Below are 12,421 nucleotides of genomic sequence, written 5' to 3'. Positions count from 1 at the left end.
GTAAACGAAATCACTTATTAGATTATCAAATTCTTATATTATAATTTTATTGCTTTATAACTCTCACTATTTTCTAAAAACCATTTGTAGGTTTTCCGAATTCCTTCCTCTAATGCCACCTTGTGTTTCCAACCCAAACTGTGCATTTTTGAAATATCCATTAATTTTCTTGGAGTTCCATCCGGTTTGGTACTGTCCCATTCAATTGTACCTTTATGGTCAATTACTTTTTGAATGGTTTCTGCAAGATTTTTAATGGTTAGGTCTTCACCTGTTCCTACATTGTATAAATGTTCTGGTAATCTATTTTCTAAAGCAAACATGACAGCTTGTGCCATATCATCAACAAAAAGAAATTCGCGCATTGGTGTTCCACTTCCCCATAAAGAGACAGTCGCGTTATTATTTAATTTAGCTTCATGAAACTTACGAATCATGGCAGGCAATACATGAGACGATGTCAAATCGAAATTATCATGTGTTCCGTACAAATTTGTAGGCATTAAGCTTACATAATCTTTACCAAATTGTTTTCTTATAGCTTCACAAGTTTTCACTCCTGAAATTTTAGCAATAGCATACCACTCGTTTGTTGGTTCTAGAGCATCTGTTAATAAATACTCTTCTTTAAGAGGCTGTGGTGCTAACTTTGGATATATACATGAACTACCTAGAAATATAAATTTCTCAACACCTAAATTCAAAGCTGAACTTATCAAGTTATTTTGAATTTGCATGTTCTCCATTAAAAATTGATATGGAAAGTCATTATTTGCCAAAATACCTCCTACTTTTGCAGCAGCATCAATAATAATCTCTGGTTTTTCAGTAGTTAAAAAATCAATTACTGCTTGTTGGTTTTTTAAATCTAATTCTGCACTTGTTCTCCCTATTAAATTATCATAACCTTTGGCACTAAGTGTTCTCCAAATTGCACTCCCGACCATACCTCTATGTCCGGCTATATAAATTTTTTTATTGGTATTCATATCACTATTTATAACAAATTTGAAATTATCTTCTTAATAATCAAAAAGAAAATAACTAATGACCCCGCTAGAAATCCACCGATTATAATAGCTTTCAATTTTCCCAATTTCTCTTTCTTTAAAGGTAAAATAGGAGAATCAATAATTTGAATCAAGGGAGTTTCTTTTCTAAGGGTTACTTTGGCTAATTCAGTCTGTTTGATTAATTCTGTTAATATACCAGTATTTGTTTGCACATCTACTTGTTTTCTAACAGAAGGGGCTCTTCTAATATTCAAAGCGGGATTCAGTCCAAAGGTGTTATCCGTGGCAACAGCTACACCATTAATGGCACTATTCAACTGCAATCTGACAGAATCCATTTGTTTAACTAATATATCCATATTCTCACGCGCTTTCTTGCTTTTGGTATCAATATAAAAATCTGATACTTTTTTTGCTAACGCTTCTGCAAAATACTTAGCGAATAATTCATTTTCAGAAACAACATCTATACTAATAATATCTATTTTTTTATCTCTTTGTCCAACGGAAAGGGAACCTTTTGACAAATTGCCATAAATAACACCTAAAATACTATCTTGAGCACGTGTGAAACCTTTTCTATCTGATTTAGGTACAAATGAAATACTTTTAAAATTAGGTTTTTTATTCCATGATGTTCTCCAATCATTATTTTGAATGTACATTTCAGCAAGAGAAATATTCTTCCCTTCAAAATTAACAGGCATCAATAAAGTTTGCTCTACCATATTCCTTGACTTAAATAATTCAGTCAAATTGGCTCCTTCAAAGATACCCCCCCCACTTCCGCCCAGATCAAATCCAAAAGAACTCGCTAAACTAGCAGCTCCTACTATACCGCCACCGCCACCACTTTCCAGGGCAAAAGATAAAGTAGCTGTATAAGTAGGTTTTTTAGAAAAAGAATAAGTTAGTCCTATAATTGATCCAATTATACCTGCTACGATTATAACTTTCCAATTCGATACTAAATAACTATAAGTATTCTTAACTTTTTTAAATAATTCTTTCAAAGAAATATCGTCATTACTATTTTTTTCTTCCATTATTTATCTGTTTAACAATAAAAAAGTTGTAATAACTCCTGCAATACTTACAAAAACAGACCCTACACTAACAATTTCTGCAGTAGTCATTTTCTTTGCAACTGGTTTCTCAGGAATTACAATTTGAGAACCTGGACTTACTGTTGGAAAAGAATTGAAAAACAAGAAATGAGAAGCAACATCAGCACGACCATTTGGATAGATAATATAGGCTTTTCTTTTCCAGCCTTTCGCGTCTATCCCCCCAGCAGAATTTAAATAATATTTTAAACTTTTCCCCTGTACATAGGGTATTTCAGAAGTCAAAAGAACATTTCCTGCCACCTTTACACCTTCCGCAAATTTTTCAACTATAATTTCATCGCCAGCCATTAAAGAAACGTTTGCCAAATCGTTTTGATTTTTTAAAATACGCTTCCAGTCAATTGGTATAGTTAAATACTTAACTTCATTTACTAATTTGTCAACGACTTTTGTATTAATTGTATCATTATCTCTTTTAGCAATACTAAAATTGACTGCTTTCAAATCCTCTATTTGAGCTTGCTGGATAGGCCTCTTAATTTTTACACCTTCGTTATTGGCTAAAGCAGTTAATCCACCCGAACGTGTAATAACATCATAAACTTTTTCTTTTTTGGATGCCAAAACATATTTACCTGGATAGCTTACTGAACCGCTAATTGTAACCGATTCTGGTCTCTCATACATACCCATTCTACGAATAGTAACAACATCATAGGGTTCCAATTTAAAATTCTTAACTTGTTCATTGTCCTCCGGTGATATTTCTAAGTTAAATAATTGCGCTTTACTTAAATTAGTATTATCAATTTCTTCTGACTTAATCATACGAGCGATTTCTACTCTTTTTGAAGCTGACCCTGATAAACCACCTGCTTGAATCAATAAATCATTTAAACTTAAATTTTCGTAAAAATTATATTCACCAGGATTACGAATTTCACCATCTACCGTTACTTTAAATTCATCTACAAAATCAAGTACAGAATAAACCGTCACAATATCTTCTTTTTTCAACAGAACATCTTGTTCGGTATTTCCGTTTAAAGCCTCAACCAAATTAACTTGGACAATCTCTGTAGTTAAATCGGGCTTTAAACGTATGATTCTTGCTCTTTTCGCGTAAGCATCTTCTTTTAAACCATCTGCCTTAGCGATCAAATTAGAAATTCTCATTCCTTCATAAAACGAATACGTATCTGGTCTAAAAACTGCACCTCGTACCTCAATACGATTTTCAAAACGATTTAATATTTTAGTAATACGATAGACATCTCCAGAAAGTGGCTTATAAGAACCGAAATCACCAGCCTTTATATCCTTAACTTTAAATTCAGTTCCTGTTTTTTGAGTAACATTAACTGAACCTTTATAGGCCAACTCGTTAAAACCAGAAGTAAATGACAAGAGATCTTTGAACGTTTCTCCAACCTTCATTTCAAAAACACCTGGACGTTTAACTTCTCCTTCAACCGTTACTCTGCTTGTGTATGATGGTATACGAATGACATCATTATCCTTCAAACCAACATTATCAGATTGATTACCGTTCAATAAAAAATTGTAAACATCAATTATCCTAATTACTTTATTATTGCGTAACAATTCTATATTTCTATAAGAACCATTAATTCCTGGCCCGCCTCCCATAAACAAAGCATTATAAACCGTTGATAATGAAGAAACAGAATAATTTCCAGGTTGTTTACTACCTATAATAGTCACCTTTATGGTTCTAATACTTCCAAGACTTACACTTACATGTGACTGCCCCGAGTTAATTGTACTATAAATCGACGAAAGCGAATTTTTTATTTTTTGAGTTGCTGCTTCAATGGTCATTCCGAATACCGAAATCTGACCAACATAAGGAACATAGATTTTACCTTCAACACTTACAGGTAGATTTCCATTATACTCTTGTACTCCATATACACTAACAGCTAATTCATCACCAGGCCCTAGAATATAATTAACAGGTGTAGCCAATTTTAAATTGGGTTCAAAATTCAAACTGCCACTATCAAAAAGATCAGAGCCAAATATTGTCATATCTCCACCAGTTACGAAGTCCTTCTTAGCATTAACAATCTTGTCTTGTTTTCTACCAGCAACTCCCTTATCATTAGTATTTCCTTCTGTTGAAACTGAAGCTAAAGAACTCATACGCGCCTTAAGTTTTGAAAATTCTAACGGAGACATGCCCTTTGCTATTGCCATTTGCTCTACTTGATCAATTGTCATATTATTAGAAAGCAACTGACTTTGAAGCTTTGAAATATCGGCATCATTCAAGTTATCGACCTTTACAGCGCTTAGGTCATTACCTTTTAACAAGTCTTGTGCCATTGAAGTTAAGGGCAATAAACCTAAAAACATTACCAAAACCACTGTAACTAACTTCTTCATATTAAATATTATAATTAACAATACCATTCTTCACTTTCTTCCACCGCTTCGCGATCCTAACCCCCCTATTGGTGGATTGGACATCTGAATAATTCTGCAAACTTAATCAAAAAAAGGAATAATCCCCTACTATTTCTTCCTAAATATAAAAACAAAATAAAGCGGTAGAATCATAAAATATAAATTTCAAAAATGAATTCTACATTTATACTAATAAATAAAAATTAGATCTTTATGTTTAGCTTAAAAAAAAAGTTTATTGAAATAAATCCCAATAAACTTTATCATAATACATATTTCACTAAATAACCAAAAACTAATTCAGCAACTCTGATCCCTCTTTCTCTAATTTAGTATAAATCTTTTTCACATCCTGAGATGCTTTCTTTTTTAAAATCAAATTAGCATCTTCTGTAAATACAAAAATAGTATCTTTTACTCCCACGAAAGCAGTATAATTATCCGTTCCAATAGCCATATTACCGTTTTCATCAATAGGATGCCCTTTCGCAACTAAATAATCATAAACAGATTCAAAAGAGCCTAAATCTGACCATACAAACGATGACGCGACAACTTTGATTTTTTTACTTCGCTCCATTACAGCATAATCGACACTAATGGACGGGATAGCCATTGAAAGCTCATAATCTAATTCTCCTTCTTTATTTTTCTCCCATGCAATCTTAGACGCTTCATATACATCCAATTGAAAGGCTTTTAACTCTTCGAGAAATGTACTTGCTTTAAAGCAAAACATACCGCTATTCCAAAGGAAATTTCCTTTTTCGATAAAATTCATTGCTGTAATTTCATTTGGCTTTTCTCTAAAAGAAAGAACATTATCTCCCTTTCGTTCAATATAGCCATAACCCGTTTCAGGTTTTGTAGGCTGAATTCCAAAAGTTACTATAAAACCATTATCTGCTTTGTTTACGGCTTCGTCCATGGCTTCTTTGTACTTGTCCATATCATCAATAATGTGATCTGAAGGTGTTACAATCAAAATGTCATTGGGATCTGAAGCAAATGCTGCGAAGGCAATAGCGGCTGCAGTATTTCTCGGAGTCGCTTCAACAATATTTACATAAGGAAGGTTAGATTTTTCCATCACCTTTTTACTAAGATGGCAGTTATCTACATTTCCAACAACCATAATTTTATCTGCAATCGCACGATTACGATTTACTGTTAATTCAAAAAGTGACTGTCCTTCAAATAAGGACAAATATTGTTTAGGCATGCTTTTACGAGACAATGGCCATAAACGACTTCCGATTCCTCCAGTCAAAACAACATGAGTAATTGATCTTTTATTTTCCATAATAAATTGGTTTTAAATCTATATTTAAAAATTATCTTTTTTATTCCTTATAATCTTCCGTCAACGCCTTGCTTCAAAACACCTTTTATATCATAGACGATGGCTTGTGTATTTTTAAATCGCAACAAATCCATATCAAGAAATTCTGTATGAGCAACTCCTAATACTACTGCATCGAACACGGCATTTGGAGCCTCATTCACCATGTTTAATTGGTACTCCTTTTTCACTTCCTCCGGTCTTGCTTGGGGATCAAAAATAGTAACATCGATACCGTACTCTTTTAACGACAGAATCAGATCAACTATTTTTGTATTGCGAACATCAGGGCAATTTTCTTTAAAAGTGATACCTAGCATCAAAAGCTTCGACTGACCAACTGCAATGCCTCTTTTTATCATCAGCTTTACAATTTGAGAAGCTACATATTCCCCCATACTATCATTTAGGCGTCTTCCTCCTAAAATAATTTCAGGATGGTACCCAATCTCTTGTGCTTTTTGAGCAAGATAGTAAGGATCAACTCCGATACAGTGCCCTCCAACTAAACCTGGTTTAAATGGTAAAAAATTCCATTTTGTACCCGCGGCTTCCAATACTTCATGCGTGTCAATTTCCATTAAATTGAAAATTTTCGCAAGTTCGTTCACAAATGCAATATTAATATCTCTTTGCGAATTCTCTATCACCTTAGCTGCCTCAGCAACTTTAATTGAAGGTGCTAGGTAGGTCCCGGCCGTAATTACAGATAAGTACAATTCATTGACTTTTTGGCCAACTTCTGGTGTAGATCCCGAAGTAACCTTCAATATTTTATCGACTGTATGCTCTTTATCTCCGGGATTTATTCGTTCCGGCGAATAACCCGCATAAAAATCCACATTAAATTGTAGTCCTGATATTTTTTCTAAAACCGGCACACATTCGTCTTCAGTAACTCCTGGGTAAACAGTAGATTCATATATTACGATATCTCCTCGTTTCAACACTTTCCCTACAGTTGCTGAAGATTTATATAAAGGCGTTAAATCAGGATGATTGTTTTTGTCAACGGGAGTTGGAACGGTAACGATATAATAATTACAATTTGCAATTGCCTCCAAATCGCTTGTACAAAACAAGCCCTGTAAACCTTTACTTGTAGCAGTACATGGATTACTATCTAAAAGTACTGCATCTAGATCCGCCTTATTAATTTCTCGCGTTCCGTCTTGCCCCTTGTTGAGCTCAGAAATACGATTCTCATTAATATCAAAACCAACTACGGCATGTTTGGTCGCAAACAATCGCGCCAAAGGCAATCCTACATATCCTAGACCAATTACTGCAATTTTTATATCTGACTCCATACTTTATTAACAACAGCTACTATTATTCTTTCTAAATTTTTGCGCCCTTTATTTATATTGCTTTTCGTAATACGAAGCATACGCACCAGAAGTTACATTTGATAACCAATCTTCATTATTCAAATACCAATTTACTGTTTGCTCTAATCCTTGTTCGAATGTTACTGATGGAGACCATCCTAACTCTGAATTAATTTTATTGGCATCAATAGCATATCGCAAATCATGTCCTGGTCTGTCTTTTACATAAGTAATCAACTCAGCCGATTCACCCTCTTTACGCCCTAACTTGCCATCCATAATACCACATAACAAACGAACTAAATCAATGTTCTTCCATTCATTAAAGCCACCAATATTATATGTACCATGGTTTGTACCTTCGTGAAAAACTAAATCTATCGCACGAGCATGATCCACAACAAATAACCAATCACGAGTATAATTTCCATCACCATAAACCGGAAGCGGTTTCTTTTGTATGATATTATTAATAAATAATGGAATCAATTTTTCTGGAAAATGATTCGGTCCATAATTATTTGAACAGTTTGTCAATACGTATGGCAAACCATAGGTTTCTCCATAGGCACGCACAAAATGATCCGAACTTGCCTTTGATGCCGAATAAGGCGAATTAGGATCGTAAGCTGTTGTTTCGGTAAACAACCCTTCCGCACCCAATGAACCATATACTTCATCTGTACTTATATGATAGAATCTCTTTCCCTCGAAATTACCTTTCCATAGCTCACGAGCAGCATTTAGAAGATTCACCGTCCCGATTACATTTGTTCTCACAAATGCCATTGGATCTTCAATTGAACGGTCAACATGAGATTCTGCAGCCAAATGCAATACTCCATCAAATTGATGTTCTTGAAATAACGCTTTGATAAATTGCTCATCAGCAATATCACCTTTTATGAAAGTATAATTTGGACATTTTTCAATATCCATTATATTCTCTAAATTTCCTGCATAGGTTAAAGCATCTAGATTAAAAATTTGATAATCACTATATTTTGTAACAAACAATCTAACAACGTGGGAACCGATAAAACCAGCACCACCGGTAATTAAAATCTTTTTCATCAATTTTGAACTTTATAAATTAAAATAATTATATATCTATTTTTAGCACACAACCCAATGATTCTAAAATCAAAACACACTGTTTGCTATTTACCTCTTTTACTACTGCCTCTTGATTAAGAAAAGGACCTGATTCTAATTTTATTTTGTCACCAACTGTATATGGAGACATTGTAATATCTTTTGCTGAAGGTTTTTCTAACCATTCTTTAATCGTGTTTATTTCTGAGTCCCTTACAATTGCAGGCTTGCTCAACCAAAACAAATAACGCACGACTCCAGGAGATTGAAATACTAAATTACGATCTGCATCCTCCAATTTCACAAAAACATAGGAATTAAAGAGAGGCACTTCTACTTTTTTCTTTCTATCAGACCATTGTTTTTCCTTTATAATTAAAGGGCAATAACACTCAACTCCTACTTTATCTAATTGTTCTGCTACTTTCTTTTCCCACTTCGGTTTTGTATATACTACATACCAATTCATCTCCTTCTTGTATTATGTCATTAACTTCACTTAATAAATCCAACATGATGATTTACAAGGAGATCATCTATGTACTTTTTATTTTTATTCTAAATCTCACCTTATTTCAGAAGCCAAAGCTACAATTCTTCTCGAGAACACAGTAATAAACCTTACTATTTTACGCTTTGCGTTTTATTAAAATTATTTTCCTGATTAACTTATTGAGATAAATTACCCCTATACCAACTTACCGCTTCCCTTAAACCTTCTTGCAAAGAAAACTGAGGATTATAATTTAAAAGCATTTTTGCCTTATCGATACTCGCCAAAGAATGCGGAATATCTCCAGCTCGATTAGGACCAAAAACGATTTCTACATCAGCTATTACAGGATCATATTCTGCTAAATATTGCTTTAAATACTCAATTAAATCAATTAAAGTATTTCGATCTCCGTATGCTGTATTGTAAACGGTATTGACAGCCTCTTTATTTGTTGTTGTAATTGCCAACTCATTCATTTGAATCACATTGTCAATATATGTAAAATCACGAGAATAGGATCCGTCACCATTGATTACTGGACTTTCATGATTCATTAACTGCATAACAAATTTTGGAATAACCGCTGCATACGCCCCATTTGGATCCTGTTTTCTACCAAAAACATTAAAATAGCGAAGACCAATAGTTTCAATTCCGTATGTTTTTGAAAAAATTTCAGCATACAGTTCGTTTACATATTTGGTAATTGCATAAGGCGAAAGTGGTTTTCCGATAACCTCCTCAACTTTGGGCAAACCTATAGAGTCTCCATAGGTCGACGAGCTGGCGGCATACACAAAACGTTTCACCTTTGCATCTCTTGCTGCTGTTAACATATTCAGAAAACCTGAAACATTCACATCATTTGTGGTAATAGGATCTTTGAGTGATCTTGGTACCGACCCCAATGCAGCTTGATGTAAAACATAATCAGCTCCTTGAACTGCAAGCTGACAGTCTTCAATATTTCGAATATCACCTTCAATTAACTTGAAATTCTGATTTAAAAAACAGTCCTTAAGATTGTGTCGGTGACCTGTTGCAAAATTATCCAAACAAATCACTTTGTACCCCTTAGTTAAAAAATGCTCACAAAGATTGGATCCAATAAAACCTGCTCCTCCGGTGATCAATAAAGTTGTGTTTTCTATAGCTGCCATCTTTGTTTTATTGTTTTTTATTTATTTGAGACCACTTAGCGGCTAATTTTTGAACTATATTTTTTGGTTTCTCTTCTTCATGATACCCATTTGAATAAGCTCCGTAACCGTAGCCGTAGCCGTACCCATATGCATTTCCGTATTTTGCTTTGTTCTCATAACCATTAAAAACAATACTAACATTGGTCAACTCTTTTCTGTTGATTCTATTGTTCAACAAGGTAATCATCTCCTTCTTAGAAAAATTTTGTCTTACAATATACAAAGTTACATCAACATATTGAGACAATTCTAACACATCTGACACCAATCCAACTGGAGGTGTATCTAAAATAATGTAATCATATTCCTTTTTTAGTTCTTCCATCAAATCACCCATTCGTTCAGACAAAATTAATTCTGAAGGGTTTGGAGGGATTGGTCCGGAGAGAATAACATCCAAATATGGAATTTCAGTTTTGTTCACAATGTCACTTAATCCTTTTTGATTGATTAAGTAATTCACCACTCCAACTTCATTAGTCAAACCAAACTCACTAAATATTTTTGGTTTCCTTAAATCTAAACCAACAATCACGGTTTTCTTTTCGCTCAAAGCAAAAACAGTAGCGATGTTTAGCGAGCAAAATGTCTTTCCTTCTCCGCTTACAGAGGAGGTTAGCATGACGGTTTTCGCTCCATCTACTTTTTGTTGCTTGTATAAAAACTGCAATGAAGATCGAATGGCTCGAAAAGATTCCGACAATGCCGACTTTGGTCGATCATATACGGCCAATTGTGACAATTCATTATTCATTCCGACTACTCCAATTAACGGGATTTTCGTTCTACTTGTAATATCCTCAGTATTCTGGATAGAATCATTGATAAAAAAGATAATAAATACAAAAACCAGCGGAATCAAAAAACCAAGAAATAGTGCCAATACATAATTAACCGAAGTCTTTGGACCAATTAATCCGCCACCTATATCTTTGGCCGGATCAATAAAATGAATATCTGACAGATTAGCGGCTTTTACAATATCAGCTTCGCTTCTTTTTTGCAAAAACGTACTATAAATATTGTCGCTAAGATCGTATTTTCTTTTAATTTTAACCAATTCTTGTTCATCATCTGGCAATGCTTTGATGGTATTTTCTGCTTGATTAATTTTACTTTCTATTGATATTAAATCAAACTGCAAAGCGGCTTTTGCTGTGGTAATATTTTCGAATAAGACATTCTTTACTGCCTCCATTTGGCTATCAAAATCTCTGAATATCTTATCACTTTTAACAGCATACGCCAATTCAGAACGCTGCGTAGAAAGCATAATTAGCTTCGAAATATTAGCCACAATATTAGGGTCGTCAATTCCAGCAACAGATGGAGCAGGAAGTTTTGAATAATCCACACTTTTTTTCAAATAGGCTTTAAGCGAATTATAGTAGGCTACTTTGCGAACAATTGCATCTTTCTCTATATCGAAATCAAGAATTTTATCTGAAAATTTACCACCTCCAGCTTCGATATCATATATATTTTTGTTTTTTCGAAAAGACTTCAACTCATTACCCGTTTCCTTCAACTGCGACTCCATAGCAACCAATGTACTATCTATGAAACTAATGGTGTTGGTAGCAAACTTGTTCTTCTCTTCCAACTGTCTAGAAATAAGCATCTTTACGGTAGCGTTCAAATAATCTACCATTCTAGCCTTGTTTGTTCCTTGCATCGAAAGAGTAAGGATAGAAGTGCCCTTATTATTTGAACTAACATTTACTCCTTGGTACCTCGAAACAGACCCATCAAAATCGTTGAATTTTACAAAATACTCATTACCCTTATAAAAACCAGGATTATCTTTTATCTGTAATTTCCAATTTAAAAAAGGAAGAGAAACTAACGCTCCCACTTTATACCGTTGGACAAAATCACCTACAACTACAGCAGTACTTCCGTAGGTATTCGTTGCGTACGTAATCATACCTACGCTTGGCGCGGTCATAGGAATACGAATTTCGTATTCATTTTCACTAATAAATTTAATGCTTATGAGCGTGTTCGCAATTTGCCCTTTTGTTTTGTCAATCGCGACGTAAAAAGGAACTATACCGTAAGCATCTTCAAACTCATATTTCCCTTGAATCAAATAGTCTACATAAAACTGCAGCTTATCAACTACCAATTCATTATGAGACCGGCTTTGAAAAATTGTTGAGATTGTATTTACTTGGTCTGATACTCCTCCCCAATTAAAGGTTAGACTTGTATTTGAAGTGAAAAGAGGATTACTTTCTTCTTGGATAGAAATCATTGTCTCCATCCCATAAATTTTTTGCTTTCGAATATTAACTTGGTAAGCTATCGTAAAAGTGATAATCAAACTTATCAAAAACCATTTCCAATAGCTCGCAATCTTAATTAAGAAGCCTTTGAAGTCAAAACTTACTTGGTTTTCAAAAACTGAAAAATCTTTTATATCTAGCATGTATAAGTCTA

The 12,421-nt window shown here is 33.9% G+C and carries 9 protein-coding genes; all 9 read right to left on the bottom strand.

The annotated features are described in order from the left end of the window. Nucleotides 1-38: 38 nt before the first annotated feature. Complete coding sequence (locus FFWV33_RS07710; protein WP_108740361.1) at nucleotides 39-989, bottom strand: GDP-L-fucose synthase family protein; 951 nt, start codon at nucleotides 987-989, stop codon at nucleotides 39-41. Nucleotides 990-997: 8 nt separating this feature from the next. Further along, nucleotides 998-2,059, bottom strand: coding sequence for a Wzz/FepE/Etk N-terminal domain-containing protein (locus FFWV33_RS07705; protein WP_108740360.1), 1,062 nt, complete (start codon nucleotides 2,057-2,059; stop codon nucleotides 998-1,000). Between the two features lie 3 nt (nucleotides 2,060-2,062). Further along, entirely contained in the window at nucleotides 2,063-4,492 is a 2,430-nt protein-coding gene (locus FFWV33_RS07700; RefSeq protein ID WP_108740359.1) for an SLBB domain-containing protein, read from the bottom strand. A 316-nt stretch (nucleotides 4,493-4,808) separates the two neighbouring features. Then, entirely contained in the window at nucleotides 4,809-5,816 is a 1,008-nt protein-coding gene (locus FFWV33_RS07695) for a mannose-1-phosphate guanylyltransferase (protein WP_108740358.1), read from the bottom strand. A 47-nt stretch (nucleotides 5,817-5,863) separates the two neighbouring features. Next, nucleotides 5,864-7,165, bottom strand: a complete 1,302-nt coding sequence (locus tag FFWV33_RS07690) for a nucleotide sugar dehydrogenase (protein ID WP_170111542.1) — start codon at nucleotides 7,163-7,165, stop codon at nucleotides 5,864-5,866. A 48-nt stretch (nucleotides 7,166-7,213) separates the two neighbouring features. Then, nucleotides 7,214-8,260 carry a dTDP-glucose 4,6-dehydratase gene (rfbB, locus tag FFWV33_RS07685; protein ID WP_108740357.1) on the bottom strand — a complete coding sequence of 349 codons (1,047 nt, stop codon included), beginning with the start codon at nucleotides 8,258-8,260 and terminating at the stop codon, nucleotides 7,214-7,216. A 28-nt stretch (nucleotides 8,261-8,288) separates the two neighbouring features. Beyond that, nucleotides 8,289-8,750: a UpxY family transcription antiterminator gene (locus tag FFWV33_RS07680; protein WP_108740356.1), complete on the bottom strand. Its 462-nt coding sequence runs from the start codon at nucleotides 8,748-8,750 to the stop codon at nucleotides 8,289-8,291. Between the two features lie 200 nt (nucleotides 8,751-8,950). Beyond that, entirely contained in the window at nucleotides 8,951-9,937 is a 987-nt protein-coding gene (locus FFWV33_RS07675) for an SDR family oxidoreductase (RefSeq protein WP_108740355.1), read from the bottom strand. A 7-nt stretch (nucleotides 9,938-9,944) separates the two neighbouring features. Continuing rightward, entirely contained in the window at nucleotides 9,945-12,410 is a 2,466-nt protein-coding gene (locus FFWV33_RS07670) for a polysaccharide biosynthesis tyrosine autokinase (RefSeq protein WP_108740354.1), read from the bottom strand. Nucleotides 12,411-12,421: the final 11 nt, after the last annotated feature.

Origin of the sequence: Flavobacterium faecale, assembly GCF_003076455.1 — a bacterium.
GTDB lineage: Bacteria > Bacteroidota > Bacteroidia > Flavobacteriales > Flavobacteriaceae > Flavobacterium > Flavobacterium faecale.
Note: the sequence above shows the minus strand (reverse complement) of the source record. Positions and strands in the feature narration are given on the sequence as shown.